Raw genomic sequence first — 20,453 nt, 5'->3', positions numbered from 1 at the left:
CATCGTCCTCTCGAGCCTTCTGCTGGCTGCTTGGTAAGAAAGGTAATTTACTATCAGGGGTATTGGCTAGAGTTCTCCTTCGAGGAGGCGAAAGATGCGGGGTGAGCTGGGTAATCCGCGGCTGTTGCGGGTGCTGAACGAGCGACGGCTGCTCGACCAGCTCCATGAGCACGGTCCCGCGTCGCGTGCCGACCTGGCCAAGATCACCGGGCTGTCCAAGCCGACGGTGTCGGCCGCGCTGGCAGGGCTCGAGGAGGACGGGCTCGTCCATCTCGTCGGCGAGGTCTCCGGCAGGCCGGGTCCTGTCACGTCCCTCTACGACATGAACGCCGGCTCCGCGCACGTCGCGGGCATCGACATCGGCCGCGACTGGATCAGGGTGGCGATCGCGGACCTGCGGGGCGCCTTCGTCGGCCGCACCGACGGGCGCAACACCGCGCGCAGCTCCGCCGAGCTGGCCACCGTGGTCGACCAGCTGGCCAGGGCCGCGGCCCGCGAGGCCGACCTGGCCTGGACCTCGATCACCTGCGCGGTCGTCGGCACCCCCGGCGTCTACGACCCGGCGGCGGGCAAGCTGCTGTTCGCCCCGAACCTGCCCGACCCGGACATCGCCGAGCGGCTGCGCTCGGCGCTCGAGGTCGACCTCGTCATCGAGAACGACATCAACCTCGCCGCGGTCGGCGAGCACGCCTACGGCGAGGGGCAGGGCAAGAGCAACTTCGCGCTCGTCTCCATCGGCACGGGCGTCGGCATGGGCATCGTCGTCAACGGCGAGCTCTACGTGGGTGCCAGGGGCGCGGCGGGCGAGGTCTCCTACGTCCCGGCCGCGGAGGACCCGCTGGACTCCGGCGACCTCCAGGCGCACGGCTCCACGGAGGCGGTCGCCGCCGCGCCCGGCGTGGTGCGCGCGGCCCGCTCGGCCGGCCTCGACCTCGCCACGGCGAAGGAGGTCTTCTCGGCCGCCACGGCCGGCGATCCGGTGGCGCGCTCGGTCGTGGAGGCGGAGGGCCGCCGCGTCGGCGCCCTCCTGGTGGCGGTGGCCGCCGTCCTGGATCCCGAGGTCATCGTGCTCAGCGGCGGGGTGGGGCGCAACCTCGACCTGCTCGGCGACGCCATCCAGTCGCGCATCGACGAACTCGGCCCGCTCAGGCCCATGGTCGTCCCCAGCGCCCTCGGGGACAGCGGCGTCCTTCTCGGCGCCGTCGCCCACGCCCGCTCCCGCGCCTGGGACCTGATCTTCAACTCCCGGCGCGGGTAATTCCTCTTCTCGAGGTGCTGAGTCTTCTAGCTCTGGGGTTGCTGAGTCTTTCTCTTGTACGGCAAGCCGCCCTACCGGCCGCCCGCCGCCGTGGCTTCCCGGCGCGCGCCCGGCGTGTCCCTCACAAGACACCGCGATCCCGCCGTCACGGCGCCCGGGACCCGGGTACGTGGGCCCGGCTTGCTCGCCGTACGGGGGCGTCGTGCGAGGGCGCCGTACCTGGGCGCCGCCGACCGCCGTCCCGCATCTCACCGACCCGGCGCCGGGAGGAGTAGCAGGGGTCCCGAATCCCTGCAGCACCCAGGTTCCTACCGGGCGCCGGGTCGGCGAGACGTGGTGCGGTGGCAGGCGGCGCCTTGTACGGCGCCTCTCGCATGACGCCCCCATACGGCGGGACGCAAGGACCTGGGTAAGTGGGTCCCTGGCGTCGTGGCGGCGAGGTGGCGGCGCACTGTGAGCGTGGCGCCGTGAGCGCGCCGGTAAGCCGCGACGGTGGGCGGCGGTGGGGGCGGCTTGCCGTACAGCGGAGGCTTGCCTGTCGAGAGCAAGAACCGCGATACAGACAGCAAGCCGCCCTAAAAAGAAGGAGTTACAGCGTGGCGGTGGGCATGGAGGGGGCAGGGGTTTTGCGGAGTTTGATCTGCTTGACCCACTGCTTGACCCCCTTGGGGTCGGGGCGGACGGCGCCGGCGAAGCTGGAGCGGCGCCAGTCCGACAGGGGCTCTTCCTTGACCACGTCGCCCGTGTGGGGCGCGTCGACCATGAAGCCCGGGCGGGAGACCATGCCGACGTGGCCGAAGTCGTGGAAGAAGACCAGGTCTCCGGGCCGGAGGTCCTTCCAGGCGATCTTGCGGGAGAAGGCCGAGTACTGGTCGGCGGCGATGCGGGGGAGGGTGATGCCCGCCTTGCCGTACGCGCGGAGCATCAGGCCGGAGCAGTCGAAGCCGCCGTTGCCTGTGCCGCCCCAGACGTAGGGCGTGCCGCGCTTGGACATCGCGAACTTCAGGGCGATCTTCCACGCGGGGGTCGGGAGATCGGACACCTGGGCCTGCTTGACCTGCTGCCCGGTGAGGGTGACGTTCGAGTCGGAGGAGGGGGTGGGGGATGTGGCGGTGACCGCGTGGGTGGGGGACGTGGCGGTGACCGCCAGGAGGGCCAAAGTGGCGATGGTAGACAGAGGTCTGTCCTTCCATGAGGCCGGCCGGGTTAGCTGACGGGCTCGGACGTGGAAGGCGCCCTACCGAAAAGATCGGATTCGCCCCGGGGGAAAAGTGGGTCCCCGGCTCTGCGGAAAGGCTCCGCTGATTAGGCTGGGGGGACTCTAACGAAACGGTCAAAGAGGCGCAAATCGGGTAAAACGGCATGTCCGGGAAATGAGATGAGGTGTTCGGTGGTCGAGACGAGCAGGTAAGGTACCGGCCATGGAGTCGCGCAACATTCGCCTGGCCGTCGTCCCCGGCGACGGGATCGGTACCGAGGTCGTGGCCGAGGGGCTGAAGGTCCTGGAGGCTGTCGGGCCCAAGTTCGACATCACTCACTACGACCTGGGCGCCGAGCGCTACCACAGGACCGGTGAGGTGCTGCCCGACTCGGTGCTGCAGGAGCTGCGCGGCTACGACGCGATCCTGCTCGGTGCCGTCGGCGACCCGCGCAAGGTGCCGCCGGGCCTGCTCGAGCGCGACCTGCTGCTGCGCATCCGCTTCGACTTCGACCACTACGTCAACCTGCGGCCGATCAAGCTGCTGCCCGGCGTGGGGACCCCGCTGGCCGACACGCCCGCCGAGAACATCGACATGATCGTGGTCCGCGAGGGCACCGAGAGCCTGTACGCGGGCACGGGCGGCATCATGCGCAAGGGCACGCCGCACGAGGTCGCGACCCAGGAGTCGATCAACACCGCCTACGGCGTCGAGCGCGTCGTGCGTTACGCCTTCGACAAGGCCAAGTCGCGCCCGCGCAAGAAGCTCACGCTCGTGCACAAGACCAACGTGCTGACGTTCGCCGGCGACCTGTGGCAGCGCACCGTCGACCGGGTGGCCGAGGAGTACCCGGACGTCGAGACCGACTACGTGCACATCGACGCGGCCACGATCTTCTTCGTCAACCAGCCCGAGCGCTTCGACGTGATCGTCACCGACAACCTGTTCGGCGACATCATCACCGACCTCGGCGCCGCCATCGCGGGCGGCATCGGCCTGGCGGCCAGCGGCAACATCAACCCCGAGGGTGCCGCGCCCAGCATGTTCGAGCCCGTGCACGGCAGCGCCCCCGACATCGCCGGCCAGGGCAAGGCCGACCCGACGGCCACGATCCTCTCCGTCGCCATGCTCCTCGACCATCTCGGCCTGCACGCCGAGGCCGCCAAGGTCGAGCAGGCCGTGGCCGACGATATCCTCGACCGGGTCTCCGGCCGGGCCGGCCGTACGACGCAGGAGATCGGTGACGACATCACCGCGCGAGTAGCCGGCTAGGGCCGCCTAGCTCAGAAACGCGCCTGGCGGTTCCTCCAAAGGAACGCCAGGCGCTTTTTCATGCCCGACAACCCTTGCCATCCCAAATAGCGAGACACTAGTACTTATCTGGCACCGTAGAGAGAAGGAACCCGCGTCATGACCATTGCTCAGAAGCTCAGCTTCGACGTGCAGCTATCCGACCACGCTCGCACCGCGGCCGAGCGGGAGCAGGTACTGGCGAACCCGGGGTTCGGTCAGCACTTCACCGATCACATGGTCTCGATCGACTTCACCGAGGGCCAGGGCTGGCACGACGCGCGCCTGCACCCCTACGGGCCGCTCTCCCTCGACCCGGCGACCTCGGTCTTCCACTACGCCCAGGAGCTCTTCGAGGGCCTCAAGGCCTATCGGCAGGTCAACGGCTCCATCGTGACGTTCCGCCCGTACGCCAACGCTGCCAGGTTCAACCGCTCCTGCCTGCGCATGGCCATGCCGGAGCTCCCCGAGGACGCCTTCGCCGAGTCGCTGGAGCTGCTCGTCCAGGCCGACCGCGAATGGGTCCCGACGACCGAGGGGCACAGCCTCTACCTGCGCCCGTTCATCATCGCCACGCAGGTCGGCCTGGGCGTGAACTACCCGTCCAAGACCTACACCTACATGGTCATCGCCTCTCCGGCCGCCTCCTACTTCACCGGCGGCATCAAGCCGGTGTCGGTGTGGCTGTCGACCGAGTACACCCGCGCCGCCCCCGGCGGCACCGGCGCCGCCAAGTGCGGCGGCAACTACGCCGCGGCCTTCGTCGCCCAGCGCCAGGCCGTCGAGAACGGCTGCGACCAGGTGGTCTGGCTCGACGCCCACGAGCACCGCTACGTCGAGGAGATGGGCGGGATGAACCTGTTCTTCGTCTTCGGCGACAAGCTGCTCACGCCCAAGCTGACCGGGACGCTGCTGCCGGGCATCACCCGCGACTCGATCCTGGCGCTCGCCGCCGACCTCGGGCTCGAGGCCGAGGAGGGCACGATCAGCATCGACGAGTGGCAGGCCGCGTCGGAGTCGGGCGAGCTCACGGAGGTCTTCGCCTGCGGCACGGCCGCGGTGGTCACGCCGGTCGGCTCCGTCAAGGGCGCCGACCGCGCCTGGACCATCGGTGACGGCACCCCCGGGCCGGTGACGATGCGCGTCCGCGAGGAGCTCGTCGGCATCCAGTACGGCTCCCGCCCCGACGCCCACGGCTGGATCCACAAGATCGCTTGATCTCTTCCGCTATCCCGGCCGGCAGGGTGGGGGAGGTGGACGACGTCGCCCGTGCCTACCTGTCGTTCATCACCCAGCCGTTCGCCACAGGGGCGACCCGGACCATCGACGGTGGAATTGTCCTGGTTTAGACTCTCGCTGATCATGGATGGCTTAATGAGCGCCGATGTCGGCGAAGACGGTTTTGTCACGCGGATTCGCATCGATCCGCGGGCCATGCGGCTGGGGTCGGAGGACCTGGCCGAGCGGCTGCTCCGGGTGGTGCGCGCGGCTCAGGCGAGCCACGTGGCACCACCCGCTTTCGATCCCGGCGACGTGGCCAGGCGGCTGGACGAGCTGGAGATTCAGGCGGCCCGCGACTTCGAGCACCTGACCGCGCTGCTCGACGACACGATCAGGAAACTGGGGGACTGATGGAGGTCATCATCGACGCCTCAGGACGGGACGCCTCGGGGCGCTCGTTCGGCAGGCTGGCCGAGGAGTACGAGCGGGGGCTGAGCTGGGCGCAGGACGAGCCGGTGCCGTTCGAGGAGCTCGCGGGGCCGTACCGGGAGCTGCGCGAGGGCCTGCGCCAGTCGTGCGAGCAGCTCGCGCGGACGCTGCGCAGGGTCGGCGACGGGCAGGTGCTCATGGCCGCGGTCAACGAACGGGCCGAGCAGGCGTGAGCGGGCTCGCGCTGCTCGGCGTGGAGTCGCTGCCCGGCGTGGAGGGCATCGACCGGCACATCGCGGAGCTGGACCGGGCCGCCGCCCACCACAGGAGCCTCGCCGAGTCGGGCCGCGGCGCCCAGGTGCTGGCCGCCGGCAACAGCGGCCCCGCCAGCGACGCGCTCGACGCCCACCTGGCCGAGGCGAACGTGGCCGACCACCTCGCGACCCGCTTCTCCAAGACGGCCGACATCCTGCGTCTCACCAGGGGCGTGCTGGTGTGGGCCGAGGGCATCCTGGTCGGCCTGGGCGCGCTCGCCGTGGCCGTGATGGTCCACCCCGAGCTGCTCGTCAGGCTCAGGGCCATGGCCGCGAAGCTGGTCCACCGGCTCCGCGAGATCACGGCCCGCATCGGCGCGATCATGCGCGGCATGTCCAAGACCCTGACCAAGCGCAGGGTCAATCGCGTGGCCGCCCGCTTCCACGACGAGTGGCGGGCGGGGCGCCGGTTGCCGGACGGCACCTACGACCCCAGGATGAAGACGACCACGGACCAGGCCTGGATCAGGAAGCACGGCACCGACCAGGTAGACATCGCCAACACCCGCTACCGCCACCTGCCCGCCGACTGGCAGCTCGAGAACAAGGAGTCGGCCCGCATCGGCGTTCAGCTGGTCGACGAGGCCCGCGCGTACGGCGTCGACGTCCACGGCCCCGAGTTCATGGAGCGGGCCTCCTCGGTGGTGCACGACAAATGGCTGGTGCGCAACGGGGAGTGGGCCTCGCCCGAGCAGCGGCTGCCCTACGAGCTGCTCTCGGAGGCGGAGAAGCAGAAGGACAGGGACGTCATCCGCATGGTGCTGAAGCTCTGGTGGTGAGCTAGCGCTTCCTGACCAGGGTGAGCCCGTCGGCGACCGGCAGGATGACCACGCTCACCCGCGGATCCTCCGCCACCAGGTCGTTGAACTCGCGCATCGCCACCGTGGTCGCCTCGTTGTGCGCCGGGTCGGCCACGTACCCGGTCCACAGCGTGTTGTCCACCATGAGCAGCCCGCCCGGGCGCAGCCTGCTGACCAGCAGCTCGTAGTAGGCCGGGTAGTTGGGCTTGTCGGCGTCGAGGAAGGCCAGGTCGATCCGCTCGTCGAAGGCCGCGAGCGTCTCCACCGCGGGCCCCAGCGTCAGCGTGACCCGGTCGGCCACCCCGGCCTTCTCCCAGTACCGGCGGGCGATCGCCGTCCACTCCTCGCTCACGTCGAAACAGTGCAGACGGCCGCCCGACAGCCCGCGCGCGATGCACAGCGACGAGTAGCCGGTGAACGTGCCCACCTCCACCGCCACCTGGGGCGCCATCAGCTGGGTGATCATGGTGAGCAACTGGCCCTGGTCCGCCGCGATCTGCATGCCGGCGCTGTTGCCGGTAGCGGCGCGCGTCTCCTCCGCCAGTTCCTGCAGCAGGGCGTCTGGCTGGGTGGAGTGGTCGAGGATGTACCGGGCTACGGCCTCATCGAGGAGAAATGCCTTCATGAACCCCATTGTGTAGGGTCACCACGGTGAGAACGAGGTTCTTGATCGCCGCCGTGTCGGCACTGGCCGTCCTCGGCATCGTCGCCCTCGCGGCGCCCGGGAGATCGGCCGAGGCGGCGGGACTGCTGCGGCAGCAGGACGGCTCGATGGTGCTCGCCGCATCGCAGGCCGGCGCGCCCGTCCTGGACCTCTACGAGGACTTCGACTGCCCGGTGTGCAAGGAACTGCACAGCAGGGTCAACGACACCCTGCTCAGGCTGGCCAGGGAGGGCAAGGTCAAGATCGTCTTCCACACCGTGACGATCTTCCGCGACGAGCCGATGCGCTCCAACTCCATCCGCGCCGCCGCGGCCGCGCGCTGCGTCCCCGAGACCAGCTGGCTGGCCTTCCGCGACGAGCTGTACGGCATGCAGCCCGCACCCCACGGCGAGGCCTCGGGCTTCACCGTCGAGGAACTGGTCAAGGCGGCCCACCAGGCGGGCGCCACCGACGCGGACTCGTGCATCACCCGCCAGTCCTACGCCCAGGAGCACGTGGCCCAGTCGGGCAGGATCCCGCTGGACGGCACGCCCACCGTGGTCCTGAACGGGCAGCAGCTCGGCGACGCCGCCTTCGACCCCGCCGCGCTCGAGCAGGCCATCACCGGCGGCTCGGGAACCACTGTCTGAAAGCTTGCTGTCCACAACGTGAGATCGATGTGCCACATGGTGACTCCATGTGGCAGACTCGTTCGCACCATGTTCTACGGTCTGCTCATTATCGGCAGGCGCGCTGGCTGACAAGGGACACCGCCAGCGCGCAGACCTCTCACGTCCGTGAGGGGTCTTTTTGTTTTCAGAAAACAGAACGTTTTCTCAAGGAGACTTTCGGATGGCCGACGACAGATTCCACGTCTACGACACGACGCTCCGCGACGGCGCCCAGCAGGAGGGCCTCAACCTCACGGTGGCCGACAAGCTGGCGATCGCGCGTCACCTGGACGGGCTGGGCGTCGGCTTCATCGAGGGGGGCTGGCCCGGCGCCAACCCCAAGGACACCGAATTCTTCCGGCGGGCTCGAACCGAGCTCGACCTGAAGCACGCGCAACTCACCGCGTTCGGCGCGACCCGCCGGGCCGGTGTGAAGGCCGCAGATGACCCTCTGGTAGCCGCCTTGCGCGAATCCGGCGCGCCGGTCGTGACTCTTGTCGCCAAGAGCCACGACCGGCACGTGGAGCTGGCCCTCCGTACGACTCTCCAGGAGAACCTCGCGATGATCCGCGATACGGTTTCTCACCTTCGTGCGGAGGGACAGCGAGTCTTCCTCGATGCCGAGCACTTCTTCGACGGTTACAAGTCCAATCCAGCCTACGCCCGTGAGGTGCTGCTCGCCGCCGCCGAGGCGGGAGCCGACGTCATCGCCCTGTGCGACACCAACGGCGGCATGCTGCCCGACGAGCTCGGCGAGGTCGTGCACGACGTCGCGCAGCTGGGCGCCAGGGTCGGCATCCACTGCCACGACGACACCGGCTGCGCCGTGGCCAACACCCTGGCCGCCGTCAGGGCCGGCGCCACGCACGTCCAGGGCTGCGCCAACGGGTACGGCGAGCGGTCGGGCAACGCCAACCTGTTCACCGTAGTGGCCAACCTGCAGCTCAAGCGCGGCTTCGACCTGGTGCCCCCGACGGCGCTCGCGGACATGACCCGCATCGCGCACGCCATCACCGAGGTCACCAACGTCACGCCCAACTCGCACGCGCCCTACGTCGGCACCTCCGCCTTCGCGCACAAGGCCGGCCTGCACGCCAGCGCCATCAAGGTCGACCCCAACCTCTACCAGCACATCGACCCCGCCGCGGTGGGCAACGACATGCGCATGCTCGTCTCGGACATGGCCGGGCGCGCCTCCGTCGAGCTCAAGGGCCGCGAGCTGGGCTACACGCTGACGCCCGAGCACACCAGGACGCTCGTCGACCGCGTCAAGGACCTCGAGTCCCGCGGCTTCACCTTCGAGGCCGCCGACGCCTCCTTCGAGCTGCTGCTGCGCGACACCGTCCACGGCGAGCGCAGGCGCCACTTCGAGGTGGAGTCCTGGCGCGTCATCGTCGAGCGCACCAAGGGCGGCGAGCTGGTCAGCGAGGCGACGGTCAAGCTGCACGCCAAGGGGGAGCGCATCGTGGCCACCGGGGAGGGCAACGGCCCCGTCAACGCCCTCGACCGCGCGGTCCGCCTGGCGCTGGAGAAGCTCTACCCGGAGCTGGCCAAGCTGGAGCTCGTCGACTACAAGGTCCGCATACTCGAGGGCACGCACGGCACGGACGCCATCACCCGCGTCCTGATCACCTCCAGCGACGACACCAGCGAGTGGGCCACCGTCGGCGTCGCCGAGAACATCATCGACGCCTCCTGGCAGGCACTGGAGCAGGCGGTCACCTACGGCCTCCTCCGCGCCGGTCGCGAGCCCTCCTAGCGCGCCCGGGCTCCCTGCGGGGAGCCCTCGCCGAGGCCGGTGATCAGCAGGGCGATGAGCCGATCGTAGGTCTCGTCCAGGTCCTCGGGGAGGCCGAAGGCGGCCTCCGCCTCGAGGATGGCGAAGCCGTGGACGGCGGCGCGCAGGCAGCGCGCCGCGTGGACGGCGGCCGAGTCGGTGAAGCCGTAGGCGCGCAGCGCCGCGAGCATGATGTCGATGACGCGTGACCCGGCCGCGATCGTGCCGGGCACGGGGGCCTGGTTGACGGCGGCGTAGCGGTGCGGGTGCGCCAGGACGTAGCGGCGCCAGGCCAGCATGAGCTCCCTGATCGCCTCGTCCGCCGATCGCCCGAGCACGGCCGCGCCGACCTGGTCGGCGAGCTCGCCCAGGACGCGCGCAGAGACCAGCTCCCGCAGCTCGGCCAGGTTGCGCACGTGCTTGTAGAGCGAGGGCGTGGCCACCCCGGCCTCGGCCGCCACGGCGGCCAGGGTGAGCGCCCCCGGCCCCGACGCGTCGACGATCCGCAGCGCCACGTCCACCACCGCTTCGGCGGAGAGCGCCGCCCTAGCCACGGGCCTCGTCCTTGAGGAAGCGCAGGACGGCGGCGGCGACCTCGTCGGGGAACTGGACGTGGGCGTAGTGCCCCGCGCCCTCGATCATCTCCACGCGGCCGAGCCCGGCGGGCATCGCGGCGACGATGCCCTCGCCCTCCGCCTGCGGGTCGGACCAGTCGGGGTCGAGGCTGCCCTCGATGACCAGGGCGGGGCAGCGCAGGTCGGCCAGGCGGGCGCCGGCGTCGGTGGGGGCCGACATGCCCATCTTGGCGACGACGGCCATCCGGCCCGGGCGGCGCAGGTCGGCCTCGAGGTCGGCGATGTGGCCGGCGTAGGAGGCGGGCTTGGTGCCGGGGTAGGCGTGGTCGAGGTAGCTCTTCCAGATGCCGACGCTGCGCAGCAGGCCGGTGCCCATCAGCAGCCTCATGCCCTTGCGGTAGCGGGCGTTGGAGAACAGCGCGCCCACGTCCATCTTCTGCGCCCGGGTGAACGGGCTGATCTCGACGACGGCCGTCACCAGGTCCGGCTCCTGGGCGGCGGCGATCGTCGCGGCGCCGCCGGCGAAGGAGTGGCCGACCAGGACGGCGGGCCCGCCCAGGTGCCGCACCAGCGCCAGCAGGTCGCCTGCCGCGTCGGTGCGGGTGTAGGAGGACCAGCCGACGCTCGACTCGCCGTGGCCGCGCTGGTCCAGGCTGGCCACCCGGTAACCGGAGGCGGCCAGCCTGTCGGCGAGCTCGGCGTAGGCGGAGCGGTTGTCGCCCATGCCGTGGGCCAGGACGATCAGCGGGCCTTCGCCGATGACGTCGTATGCGAGCTGCCCACCGTCGATGTTCAGGATCATGGCCGCCTCCAAGTGGCTACTTTCTATAGCCAGGAGGCTAATACCATTAGCCAAGCGGCGTCAACAGGGGCTCAGAGGAGCTTGGCCGGCAGCTTCACGCCCTCCACGGAGACCTTGCCGCCCGAGCAGGACACGCTGGGCGAGTCGCCGGGCACGATGACGGTGAGCAGGTCGGAGGCCGCGGGCGAGACCACCACGTTGGTCCGCTGCTTGGACAGGTACGCGGGCGACACCCAGCCCAGCTTGCCGCCGCGCTCCACCCGCTGGCCGCCGATCGGCTTGCACCCGGACAGCTGCACCAGCGTGACGCGGAACTTGCCGTCGGACAGCACGACCCGGCCGCCCCCGTTCGAGACGACCTTCAGCGACGGGTCGAAGCGCCACAGGCTCTGGATCTTCTTGCCGCCCGCGGCGCTGTCGAGCACCGCCATGAAGTCCTCGCCGTGGTTGACCAGCACCGAGCGGGTCCTGGCCGTGCCGTAGGCCTTGTCGGTCAGCTGGAAGGCCTGTCGGTCCTTGCCGTAGGCCGTCTGGGCGAGCTTGCTTGCCGTACGGGGCCTGAAGCGCTCGCCCACCACGACGGGGATGTTGTGCGCCGTCGGGCCGAGCGTCCAGTAGCGGTAGGTGCTCTTCTCGTAGGAGTTGAAGCCGCCGTCGACCAGGATGTCGCGGCCCTTGGCGTAGTAGGTGACGCCCAGGTGGTCCTCGTGGCCGTGGAACTTCATGCCGGGACCGAAGCGGATGGAGTAGAACGCCGAGTCGGGCTTGTTCCACTCGGTGCGGCCGAAGACGTACCCGGCCTTGTAGACCTTGACCGCGTCCTTCGGGGTGCCGGTGTCCATCTTCGGCTCGGTCTCGGCGTCGCCGTCGCCGATGGGCACCATGTAGCCGTTGGGCTGGGTGGCGTGGGCGACGAAGTCCTTGAGCGCGTCGGCGCGGCTGGCGACCTCGCCGGGCACCTTGCGGCCGCAGGCGCGCATGTTCTCCATCGCGACCTGCAGCCTGCCGTACACGTAGACCGCGTAGCGAGGCGCCTGCTCCATCAGCGCGCCCTGCGAGTCGACGTCCAGCTTGACGGTGCCGACCAGGCGCTTGTTGGCCAGGGCGGTCCAGTCCGACCGGCCGTAGCGGCAGCCGATCCCCATCAGCGCGATGTCCTGGTCCATCCCGTGGTTGTGGCCCTTCTTGTACAACCGCGGGTCGGACAGGAGCTTGGCGTGCTCCTTGAGGCTGTCCTTGAGCCAGTCGTCCTTGACGTGCATGCTCAGGCAGATCAGCGCCTGGGAGCGCAGCGAGACGGGGTGGTCCTTCCACACGTACGGCTTGGTGCCGGGGGCGCCGCGCCTGTTGTGGTCCACCCAGTCCTTGGCGATCTCCTTGGCCCGGTCGAGGTAGGGCTGCTCGCCGGTGTCCTCGTAGGCCACGACCAGCGTGCCCATCCAGCGCAGCGACTGGAAGACGAACTCCCAGGACCGGTTGTGGTACGGGCTCGCGCCCCAGTTGATCTTCTTGCCCAGCTTGTACGACGGCAGCCCGACCAGCGAGATGTCGCCGCGCATGACGTCGTCCGCGGTCGGCGTGGCGGGCAGCCAGTCGCCCTGGCACTGAGCGGTGCGCTTGACCTTCGTGTCGGCATGGACAGGGCTCGTCACGGCGCCGAGGGCCAGCACGAGGGCAAGGGGTATCGCGAGGCGGCGCACGCCGGTTCCTTCCGCATGAACGATGAGGGCGAGACATGCTGACGGAATCCTGATCTACCGGTCAAGCCGGATGCGCGATCGTTATGGCGTTTCGCCGGTATTGTCGGGGGCTATGTCCCAGGTCCGCACGCACGCGATCTTCCTGGTGGCGCTGCTGGCGGGCCTGGCCCTGCGGATCGTGGCGCTGCTGGGGTACCGGCCCGCGATCTGGTTCTGGGCGGACTCCTTCGCCTACCTGGGTGCCGCCCTCGACCCGCGGCCGCTGGAGTCGCGCACGTCGGGCTACTCGCTGTTCCTGTGGGCGCTCAAGCCGCTGTCCAGCCTGGAACTGGTCGTCGTCGTCCAGCACCTGATGGGCCTGGCCATCGGCGTGTTCATCTACCTGCTGCTGCGGCGGCTGGCAGGCCTGCCCGGCTGGGCGGCCACGCTGTTCGCGCTGCCGGCGCTGCTCGACGCCTTCCAGATCCAGCTCGAGCACCTGATCATGGCCGACCTGCTGTTTGTCTTCCTGGTGATGGCCGCGGTGACGCTGGTGCTGTGGCGGCGGCGCCCCACGCTCTGGGTGGGCGCGGGCGCCGGCCTGCTGCTGGCCGCGGCCACGGTGACGCGCACGATGGGGCTGCCGGTGATCGCGGTGGTGCTGGTCGGGCTGCTGCTGCGCCGCGCGGGCTGGCGGCCGCTCGTCGCGCTGGCCGCCGCCTGCGCCGTTCCGCTCGCGGGCTACGCCCTGTGGTTCCAGAGCGAGTACGGCCAGCTCGGGCTGAGCCGGGGCGGCACGTTCCTGTGGGCGCGGACCATGACGTTCGCCGAGTGCGAGCCCGGGCACAGCCTGTGCCCCAAGGAGCCCCTGGGGCAGCGCAAGGCGCCGCCGGAGTACATCTGGGGCGCCGACTCGCCCATCAACCAGCTCGACACCGACTCCGCGGGCAAGGATGCCGCCGCCGGGGCCGAGGCCAAGCGGATCATCCTGGCCCAGCCGCTCGACTTCCTGCTCACCGGGCTCGGCGACGTGGCCCACGTGTTCACCTGGGACCGGTGGGTGTACCCGGTCGCGGGGCCGCAGAGCGCCTACGTCTTCCCCGAGCGCCCGGCGCCCTTCAAGAAGGGACCCGCGTCCCAAGGTAAGACGGCCGCCGAGCTCACGACCGCCTACCAGGGCTTCACCGGCGAGACGATGACCGTCGAGCCCTACGCGGGACTGATCCGGAAATATCAGGAATTCGGGTTCCTGCGCGGGCCCTTCCTGGCCGTGCTGCTCGTGATCGGGCTGGCCGGGATCGTGGTGCGTTGGCGGCGCCTGGGCGGAGTGGTCCTCCTGCCGTGGACGGCGGGCGTGGTCCTGCTGGTCGTGCCCGTGCTCATCGCCGCCTTCGACCACCGGTACGTGCTGCCCGCCGTACCGCTGATCTGCCTGGCCGCGGGGCTGGCCATTGGCCGGAATATTGCGGAAGAGGACCGCCCGGCCACTCGCGCCACCCCGCGATCTCACGACATGGTGGACGCATGATGGACTTCCCGGACACCCCTGCCTGCCGTACCGCCCTCGAGGTCGCGACCGAGTACCACACGCCGTCGCTGCTGAACCACTCCATCAGGGCCTATCTGTTCGCCGCCGCCTACGGGCGCGAGCACGGGATCGGGTTCGACGACGAGCTGCTGTTCGTGTCCTCGATGCTGCACGACATCGGGCTCACCCCGCAGTTCGACAGCCACACCGTGCCCTTCGAGGAGGCCGGCGGGCACGTGGCGTGGGTGTTCGGCGCGGGCGCCGGCTGGCCGGTCGAGCGCAGGGTGCGCGCCGCCGAGGTGATCATCCGCCACATGTGGGACCAGGTGGACGTCGAGCAGGACCCCGAGGGCCACCTGCTCGAACTGTCCACCGGGATGGACATCTCCGGCCGCCGCACCGAGGAGATCCCCGCCGGCGTGCGCGTGGACGTGCTGGCGCGCTACCCGCGGCTCGACATCGCCAAGGAGTTCACCGCCTGCGTCACCGAGCAGGGGGCGCGCAAGCCGGACAGCCTGGCGGGCCGCTTCGTGCGTGCCGGCATCGCCGACCACATCGCCGCCAACCCGCTGGACCGCTAGCTCACGCGCCGCTTGGCCGGCTCGAGCGTCACCTGGGCGACCGCGGGCACGCGCTCGGTCTCCAGCGTCGAGCGCATCCGCGGGATCGCCACGTCGGACAGCTGGGTCAGGACCTGGCTCATCGGAGCCTGCTCGTCGGCCACCAGGTTGAGCCGCACCTCGCCCGCCTCGCCCAGGTTGGCGCTGGCCCGCAGCACCGCGGGGCTGGCGGCCACGTCGGCGGCCACCGCCTGGGTGATGCCGTTCGAGGAGACGAGCGTCGTTCCCGTGGGCCCCGAATCCAGGCGCAGCGTGCCGGCCGTGGCGCGGCGGCCCTGGACGAGCAGCCAGCGCAGGCCCAGGATCGCCATGATCGCCGCGACCACCGCCACGCCCCACCACACCATGGGGTCGCGCATCCGCGTGAGCAGGATCGGCTGGTTCGCGGGCGTCGTGCCCCACAGCACCAGGCCGAGTACGCCGAGCAGGACCAGGAGCAGGCCGACCAGGGTCAGTCCGATCCGGTTGCCACGCGCCGTCCGCCGGTTCATGCCCGCTCCTTGAGATCGACCCGCACCGCGAGCGGCGTCACGGGCTGCAGCGCCGCCATCCTGGTCAGGACGGCATGCCGTACGGCTTCCGCCGCCTGCTCCTTCTCCGGCCCGGCCACGCGACCGGTGATGGTGACCGTGGGCCCGCGGATCGAGGCATGCGCCTCGTAGACCCCGGGCACCTGCTCGGCGGTGTGCCCCAGGGCACTGGCGAAGCTCCTGGCCCGCACCCCCACCATCAGGTCGGGATCGCCGGTGTGCACCGGTATCAGGCCAGATCGCCCGGAACGCAACGCGGTCACCAGCAACGCCAGCCCGGCCGCGAGCATCAGCAAGGCCACGATCAGGATGAGCGGCTGCCGCCACGGATTGGTCACGGCCCAGACGTACATGCGGGCATAGGCGACCAGCGGACGGTTGAGCAGCGCCGAGACGACCTCGGCGGCCACCAGCACGCCCACCACCGTGATGAGCAGCGCGACCAGCGACGACAGCACCGTCCGCGACGGGCGGAACATCTTCATGGCCGTCTTGTCGGCCGGCGTGGCGCTCATGGCTGGAGCTCCGTGGTGATCCTCAGGTCCACCCGGGAGACCGCGAGACCCGTGAGCTGGGCCACCCGGTGGGCCACGTAATCCCTGATCTGGGCCGAGAGCTCGCGCAGCGGCACCGGGTAGGCGACGGTCACCGCCAGGCGGATCGCGATCGCCTCCCCGGCGACCTTCGCCTCCGTGGCCTGCGCCCACATCGGCCCGCCGGTGTCGACCCGCAGCACCGCCGGCAGCTCGGCCGCGCTCTGGATGGCGATCCGGGTGGCCACCCGGTCCGTGATCCGCGTGCGGCCGCGCTGCCCGACGGCGGCGGTGGTCATCGTCTCTTCGCGGTGAGGTTCGGCAGGGTGATCTCACCGCCCTGCAGGACCCGTCCGACCAGGAGTCCGACGGCCCCCAGCACGAGCACGAGCAGGAACGCCCCGAGCCCGCCGAAGGCCCCGGCCAGCCCGAGCACCATGCCCACGGCCATACCGATCAGCGGCAGCACTGCGGTGTTGCTCATCACGCCTCCTTCACTGGACCCTGGGTTCCGGGTGCTCTGCGGTCTCGGACTTCTCGCCCGGCAGATGCACGTCGTCGACCTTGATGTTGACCTCGGTGACCTCCAGGCCGCACATCCGCTCGACCTCGGCGATGACCTTGGCGCGTACGGCTGCCGCCATCTCCGGGATCGCGGTGCCGTACTCGGCGACCAGGTCCAGGTCGACCGCTGCCTGGCGCTCGCCCACCTCGACGGAGACGCCCTGGGAGACGCTCTTCTCCGCGCCCACCATGCCGCGCATCACGCCCAGCGCCCTCGCGGTGCCGCCGCCCATGGCGTACACCCCGTCCACCTGGCTTGCGGCCAGACCGGCGATCTTGGCGACGACGGCGTCGTCGATGGTGGTCGCGCCCTTCTCGGTCTTGAGCGCTCCGGCTTCCTGGGTTCTCTGTCCCGGGACCGCCGGCGCTTGATCCTTGACGCTTGGCTCCGCCACGATCCGTCACCCCCGACGCTCGCTGAGTCACTACGTCCCGGACAATTACCGCCAATTCACGAAAAATGCGCCTGAAAACGCACTCTATATACGCTTGTGGGTCTTTCCTGACTCGAGCTGCGCCCGGCTCGCGCGTCGAGGGCCGGGCGGGGTTGTCGCGGCGCGCCGTACGACACTCAGCTCTTTGACGTTCCAGACAGCGGTGATGCGGCCGGGGGCGCTCCCTGTTCGCACCTCTATGTCCTGCGACGGGAGGTTGGGGGCGGCTAATTGGATTGCAGGCCAGCGATAGCCTTGTCAGGTGCGTATAGCTAGGTTCTCCACAGGCGAAGGCGTGTCGTTCGGCGTCGTCGAGGGCGGCCCGGGCGAGGAGTTCATCTCCACCGTCTCCGGCCACCCGTTCGGGCAGGTGCAGTTCACCGGCGAGCGGCAACCGCTCAGCCAGGTGCGGCTGCTCGCCCCGATGCTGCCGAGCAAGGTCGTCGCCATCGGCAGGAACTATGCCGACCACGCCAAGGAACTGGGCAACGAGGTGCCCGAGGAGCCGCTCATCTTCCTCAAGCCGTCGACCTCCGTGATCGGTGACGGCGAGGCGATCGCCTATCCGGCGCTGTCCGACCGGGTCGACTTCGAGGGAGAGCTGGCCGTGGTCATCGGGCGGCTGTGCCGCGAGGTGCCGGTCGACCGGGTCAAGGACGTGATCTTCGGCTACACCTGCGCCAACGACGTCACCGCGCGCGACCTGCAGAAGAAGGACGTCCAGTTCACCCGGGCCAAGAGCTTCGACACTTTCTGCCCGCTCGGCCCGTGGATCCAGACCGACCTCGACCCGAGCGACCTGGCCCTGACGACCACGGTCAACGGCGAGGTACGGCAGAGCGCCCGCACCAGCCAGCTCATCAACGACATCCCCGCGCTCGTGGCGTACGTGAGCGCGGTCATGACGCTGATCCCCGGCGACGTGATCCTCACCGGCACCCCGGCGGGCGTGGGCCCGCTCGAGGTCGGCGACGAGGTCAGCGTCGGCATCGAGGGCATCGGCACCCTGACGAACAAGGTGGTCTCCCGTGACTGATCTACGGGTGCGTTTCGCCCCGTCCCCGACCGGTATGTTCCACGTGGGCGGCGCCCGCACGGCGCTGTTCAACTGGGCCATGGCCGAGCAGACCGGCGGACGGTTCGTGCTGCGTATCGAGGACACCGACGCCAGCCGCAACAAGCCGGAGTGGACCGAGGGCATCATCTCGGCGCTCGACTGGATCGGCGTCAACGGCTCCAACCCGGTCTTCGAGGGCCCGTACTTCCAGTCCGCGTTCGAGCCGCAGCACCGCGAGGCCGTGGCCAAGCTGCTGGCCGACGGCCGGGCCTACTACTGCGACTGCACCAGGGACGACCTGGTCGCCAGGACCGGTTCCGAGCACAAGGGCTACGACGGCTACTGCCGCGACCGCGGCCTGACCGAGGGCGCGGTCCGCTTCCGCACGCCCGACGAGGGCGTCACCGTGGTCGACGACGTCATCCGCGGCCGGGTCGAGTTCCCCAACGAGGCCCAGGAGGACTTCGTCATCGCCCGCACCAACGGCACGCCGCTCTACGTGCTGGCCAACGCGGTCGACGACATCACCCAGAACATCACCCACGTCGTGCGCGGCGAGGAGCACCTGGGCAACGCCGCCAAGCAGCAGCTGCTCTGGCCCGCGCTCGGCGCCAACCCGCCGGTCTGGGCGCACCTGCCGGTGATCGTCAACGAGCAGCGCAAGAAGCTGTCCAAGCGCCGCGACAAGGTCGCCCTTGAGGACTACCGCGCCGAGGGTTACCTGGCCGAGGCCATGGTCAACTACCTGATGCTGCTGGGCTGGGGGCCCGGCGACGACCGCGAGATCATGCCGTGGGCGGAGATGATGCCGCTGTTCAAGGTGGAGAACGTCAACTCCGCCAGCGCCTTCTTCGACGAGAAGAAGCTGCGCGCCTTCAACGGCGAGTACATCCGGGCGCTGCCGGCCGAGGTGTTCGAGGAGCGCTGCGCGCCCTACCTCGACCCGATGTGGGACCGCGAGACGTTCAGCAAGGTCGCGCCGCTGGCGCAGACCCGCCTCACGGTCCTGTCGGAGATCAGGCAGAACGTCGACTTCCTCTTCCTCGAAGAGCCCGTCTTCGACCAGGCCTCCTGGGACAAGGCCATGAAGAGCTCGGCGGAGGAGATCCTGTCCGGCTACCTGGCCAAGCTCGAGACCGTCAGCTGGGACCCCGAGTCGCTCAAGGAGGCGCTCGAGGAGGTCGGCAACGCCCAGGGGCTCAAGCTCGGCAAGGCGCAGGCCCCGGTCCGGGTGGCCGTTACGGGCCGGACGGTGGGGCTGCCGCTGTTCGAGTCGATCGAGGTGCTGGGCAGGGGGCGGTCGCAGGAGCGGCTGCGCGCCGCGCTAGCACGCCTGCGAGGCTGACGGCGGCGCCCACCGCCGACGCCACCCACACCCCTGTGACGCCGATCCTGGCGCTCAGCAGATAGGCCAGGGGCAGCTGTACGGCGAAGCCGGCCAGCGTGGCCGCGAACAGCCGGCCACCCCTGCCGTCGGCCTGCATGCGCCCGCCCACGGCGATCAGCCCGCCGAACGGCACCAGGTAGAGCGCCATCCAGCGCAGGTAGCTCACCGCGGCCTCGGGGTCCGCGGTGAACAACCCCGCAGCCGGTACGGCCAGCAGGTTCAATCCCGCCGCGACCACCACCCCCGCTCCCAGCCCGAGCCACAACGGCGACCCGGAGGCCTGGGAGCGGGCGTTCTGGATCATGGCGGCCTGCTTGAGCGCGTAGAAGGCCATCACCCCGGCCAGCATGATCTTCTGGCCGATGCCGAACCCGGCCAGCGCGGCGGTGCCGAACGAGGCCACCAGCCCGGTCTGCAGCCACCCCACGATGTCCCGTGCCAGGAAATCCCCGGACATCGGCAGCCCCGTCTTCACGACGTTTCCGGCATTCTCCAAGACCCTGCGGGCGCCCTGCGGCGTCGAAGCCGCGGTTGCGGGGCGCGTCAGCCGTACCAGGGTGCGGCAGGAGATGGCGAGCGTGATCGCGCGGGCCGTGAGGGTGGCCCAGGCGGCGCCGTCCACCCCCAGGCCGAGGCCGTAGATGCACAGCGGGTCCAGCGCGATGACCAGGGCGTTGCAGATCAGCGCGTTGCGCATCGGGATCCGGGTGTTGCCGAGGCCCTTGACGATGCCGTCGGCCACGGTCTGGGCGAAGTACACCGGCAGGCCGCCGAGCGAGATCAGCAGGAAGCCCTCGGCGTGCGTGCCGAGCGCCAGCACCGGCCGCAGCAGCAGCGCGGGGACCACGATCACCGCCGACGCCGCGGCCCACAGCGCCCAGCCGGACCTGATCGCCGGGCCCAGGGGAGCGCGGCCGTCGAGGCGCCCGACCACGACCGTAAGGCCGAAGGGGATGGCCAGGAACACCCCGTAGGCCAGGTACTCCAGCGTGGTCGCCACGGTGACCGTGGCTATCGCCTCAGGGCCGAGCCCGGACACCCACAACAGGTCGATCACGCTCACCGCCACGACGGCCGTGAGCAACTCCACGTAGACGGGCAGGGCCAACCGGATCATGATTTACCTCGATTCGCTATATGTC

23 protein-coding genes and 1 riboswitch are annotated in these 20,453 nt (G+C 70.1%); of the genes, 12 read left to right on the top strand and 11 right to left on the bottom strand.

Annotated features, from left to right (window positions below; translation table 11 throughout):
- Nucleotides 1–94: 94 nt before the first annotated feature.
- Nucleotides 95–1,258 (top strand): ROK family transcriptional regulator, encoded by a 1,164-nt coding sequence (locus tag KIK09_RS33240; RefSeq protein ID WP_214323356.1) that lies wholly within the window; start codon nt 95–97, stop codon nt 1,256–1,258.
- A gap of 589 nt (nt 1,259–1,847) precedes the next feature.
- Here KIK09_RS33240 and KIK09_RS33235 read toward each other — a convergent pair.
- Nucleotides 1,848–2,417, bottom strand: coding sequence for a C40 family peptidase (locus KIK09_RS33235; protein ID WP_214323355.1), 570 nt, complete (start codon nt 2,415–2,417; stop codon nt 1,848–1,850).
- A 21-nt stretch (nt 2,418–2,438) separates the two neighbouring features.
- A riboswitch (cyclic di-AMP (ydaO/yuaA leader) is annotated at nt 2,439–2,580 on the bottom strand.
- A 99-nt stretch (nt 2,581–2,679) separates the two neighbouring features.
- Between KIK09_RS33235 and KIK09_RS33230 the strand changes: the two genes are divergently transcribed.
- From KIK09_RS33230 to KIK09_RS33210, 5 genes are all read left to right on the top strand, one after another.
- Nucleotides 2,680–3,729 (top strand): 3-isopropylmalate dehydrogenase, encoded by a 1,050-nt coding sequence (locus KIK09_RS33230; RefSeq protein WP_214323354.1) that lies wholly within the window; start codon nt 2,680–2,682, stop codon nt 3,727–3,729.
- 138 nt (nt 3,730–3,867) lie between these two features.
- The gene (locus tag KIK09_RS33225) at nt 3,868–4,965 is read left to right on the top strand and encodes a branched-chain amino acid aminotransferase (RefSeq protein WP_214323353.1); all 1,098 of its coding nucleotides are present in this window, start codon (nt 3,868–3,870) and stop codon (nt 4,963–4,965) included.
- Between the two features lie 156 nt (nt 4,966–5,121).
- Entirely contained in the window at nt 5,122–5,379 is a 258-nt protein-coding gene (locus KIK09_RS33220; RefSeq protein WP_214323352.1) for a hypothetical protein, read from the top strand.
- Nucleotides 5,379–5,630 (top strand): hypothetical protein, encoded by a 252-nt coding sequence (locus KIK09_RS33215; protein WP_214323351.1) that lies wholly within the window; start codon nt 5,379–5,381, stop codon nt 5,628–5,630. Before KIK09_RS33220 ends, KIK09_RS33215 begins: the two co-directional genes overlap by 1 nt.
- Nucleotides 5,627–6,490, top strand: coding sequence for a hypothetical protein (locus KIK09_RS33210; RefSeq protein ID WP_214323350.1), 864 nt, complete (start codon nt 5,627–5,629; stop codon nt 6,488–6,490). The genes KIK09_RS33215 and KIK09_RS33210 overlap by 4 nt, the downstream gene beginning before the upstream one ends.
- A 1-nt stretch (nt 6,491) precedes the next feature.
- Here the strand turns inward: KIK09_RS33210 and KIK09_RS33205 are convergent, their stop codons facing one another.
- Nucleotides 6,492–7,136: an O-methyltransferase gene (locus KIK09_RS33205; protein ID WP_214323349.1), complete on the bottom strand. Its 645-nt coding sequence runs from the start codon at nt 7,134–7,136 to the stop codon at nt 6,492–6,494.
- Nucleotides 7,137–7,162: 26 nt separating this feature from the next.
- Here KIK09_RS33205 and KIK09_RS33200 point away from each other — a divergent pair, with 26 nt between their 5' ends.
- Complete coding sequence (locus tag KIK09_RS33200) at nt 7,163–7,804, top strand: DsbA family protein (RefSeq protein WP_214323348.1); 642 nt, start codon at nt 7,163–7,165, stop codon at nt 7,802–7,804.
- 202 nt (nt 7,805–8,006) lie between these two features.
- A complete protein-coding gene (cimA, locus tag KIK09_RS33195; RefSeq protein ID WP_214323347.1) occupies nt 8,007–9,584 on the top strand; it encodes a citramalate synthase in 1,578 nt (525 codons plus the stop codon).
- Here the strand turns inward: cimA and KIK09_RS33190 are convergent.
- The 3 genes from KIK09_RS33190 to KIK09_RS33180 all read right to left on the bottom strand — a co-directional run bounded on the left by KIK09_RS33190 (nt 9,581) and on the right by KIK09_RS33180 (nt 12,679).
- Nucleotides 9,581–10,156 carry a TetR/AcrR family transcriptional regulator gene (locus tag KIK09_RS33190; RefSeq protein ID WP_214323346.1) on the bottom strand — a complete coding sequence of 192 codons (576 nt, stop codon included), beginning with the start codon at nt 10,154–10,156 and terminating at the stop codon, nt 9,581–9,583. The two genes, cimA and KIK09_RS33190, sit on opposite strands and share 4 nt — an antisense overlap.
- Nucleotides 10,149–10,979 carry an alpha/beta fold hydrolase gene (locus tag KIK09_RS33185; protein ID WP_214323345.1) on the bottom strand — a complete coding sequence of 277 codons (831 nt, stop codon included), beginning with the start codon at nt 10,977–10,979 and terminating at the stop codon, nt 10,149–10,151. The genes KIK09_RS33190 and KIK09_RS33185 overlap by 8 nt, the downstream gene beginning before the upstream one ends.
- A gap of 71 nt (nt 10,980–11,050) precedes the next feature.
- Nucleotides 11,051–12,679 (bottom strand): heparinase II/III domain-containing protein, encoded by a 1,629-nt coding sequence (locus KIK09_RS33180; RefSeq protein WP_308164425.1) that lies wholly within the window; start codon nt 12,677–12,679, stop codon nt 11,051–11,053.
- A gap of 112 nt (nt 12,680–12,791) precedes the next feature.
- Between KIK09_RS33180 and KIK09_RS33175 the strand changes: the two genes are divergently transcribed.
- Together KIK09_RS33175 and KIK09_RS33170 are read left to right on the top strand one after the other, a co-directional pair.
- Entirely contained in the window at nt 12,792–14,186 is a 1,395-nt protein-coding gene (locus KIK09_RS33175) for a hypothetical protein (protein ID WP_214323344.1), read from the top strand.
- Nucleotides 14,183–14,767, top strand: coding sequence for an HD domain-containing protein (locus tag KIK09_RS33170; protein WP_214323343.1), 585 nt, complete (start codon nt 14,183–14,185; stop codon nt 14,765–14,767). Before KIK09_RS33175 ends, KIK09_RS33170 begins: the two co-directional genes overlap by 4 nt.
- On the opposite strand, the gene KIK09_RS33165 is transcribed toward KIK09_RS33170, so the two are convergent.
- From KIK09_RS33165 to KIK09_RS33145, 5 genes are read right to left on the bottom strand one after another with little or no spacing between them, the layout of a single operon-like run.
- Nucleotides 14,764–15,297: a hypothetical protein gene (locus tag KIK09_RS33165; RefSeq protein WP_214323342.1), complete on the bottom strand. Its 534-nt coding sequence runs from the start codon at nt 15,295–15,297 to the stop codon at nt 14,764–14,766. The genes KIK09_RS33170 and KIK09_RS33165 overlap by 4 nt on opposite strands.
- Nucleotides 15,294–15,851, bottom strand: a complete 558-nt coding sequence (locus KIK09_RS33160) for a DUF6286 domain-containing protein (RefSeq protein ID WP_214323341.1) — start codon at nt 15,849–15,851, stop codon at nt 15,294–15,296. The genes KIK09_RS33165 and KIK09_RS33160 overlap by 4 nt, the downstream gene beginning before the upstream one ends.
- A complete protein-coding gene (locus KIK09_RS33155; protein WP_214323340.1) occupies nt 15,848–16,168 on the bottom strand; it encodes an Asp23/Gls24 family envelope stress response protein in 321 nt (106 codons plus the stop codon). Before KIK09_RS33155 ends, KIK09_RS33160 begins: the two co-directional genes overlap by 4 nt.
- Nucleotides 16,165–16,353 carry a hypothetical protein gene (locus tag KIK09_RS33150; RefSeq protein ID WP_214323645.1) on the bottom strand — a complete coding sequence of 63 codons (189 nt, stop codon included), beginning with the start codon at nt 16,351–16,353 and terminating at the stop codon, nt 16,165–16,167. The genes KIK09_RS33155 and KIK09_RS33150 overlap by 4 nt, the downstream gene beginning before the upstream one ends.
- Before the next feature lie 10 nt (nt 16,354–16,363).
- Entirely contained in the window at nt 16,364–16,828 is a 465-nt protein-coding gene (locus KIK09_RS33145; RefSeq protein ID WP_214323339.1) for an Asp23/Gls24 family envelope stress response protein, read from the bottom strand.
- A gap of 301 nt (nt 16,829–17,129) precedes the next feature.
- Here KIK09_RS33145 and KIK09_RS33140 point away from each other — a divergent pair, with 301 nt between their 5' ends.
- Both KIK09_RS33140 and gltX read left to right on the top strand, forming a co-directional pair.
- Nucleotides 17,130–17,903, top strand: coding sequence for a fumarylacetoacetate hydrolase family protein (locus KIK09_RS33140; RefSeq protein ID WP_214323338.1), 774 nt, complete (start codon nt 17,130–17,132; stop codon nt 17,901–17,903).
- Nucleotides 17,896–19,269, top strand: coding sequence for a glutamate--tRNA ligase (gene gltX / locus KIK09_RS33135; RefSeq protein ID WP_214323337.1), 1,374 nt, complete (start codon nt 17,896–17,898; stop codon nt 19,267–19,269). The genes KIK09_RS33140 and gltX overlap by 8 nt, the downstream gene beginning before the upstream one ends.
- Here gltX and KIK09_RS33130 read toward each other — a convergent pair.
- Entirely contained in the window at nt 19,163–20,428 is a 1,266-nt protein-coding gene (locus KIK09_RS33130) for an MATE family efflux transporter (RefSeq protein ID WP_214323336.1), read from the bottom strand. The two genes, gltX and KIK09_RS33130, sit on opposite strands and share 107 nt — an antisense overlap.
- Nucleotides 20,429–20,453: the final 25 nt, after the last annotated feature.

It is taken from the genome of Nonomuraea sediminis, assembly GCF_018531495.1.
In the GTDB taxonomy this organism is placed as follows: Bacteria; Actinomycetota; Actinomycetes; order Streptosporangiales; family Streptosporangiaceae; genus Nonomuraea; species Nonomuraea sediminis.
Note: the sequence above shows the minus strand (reverse complement) of the source record. Positions and strands in the feature narration are given on the sequence as shown.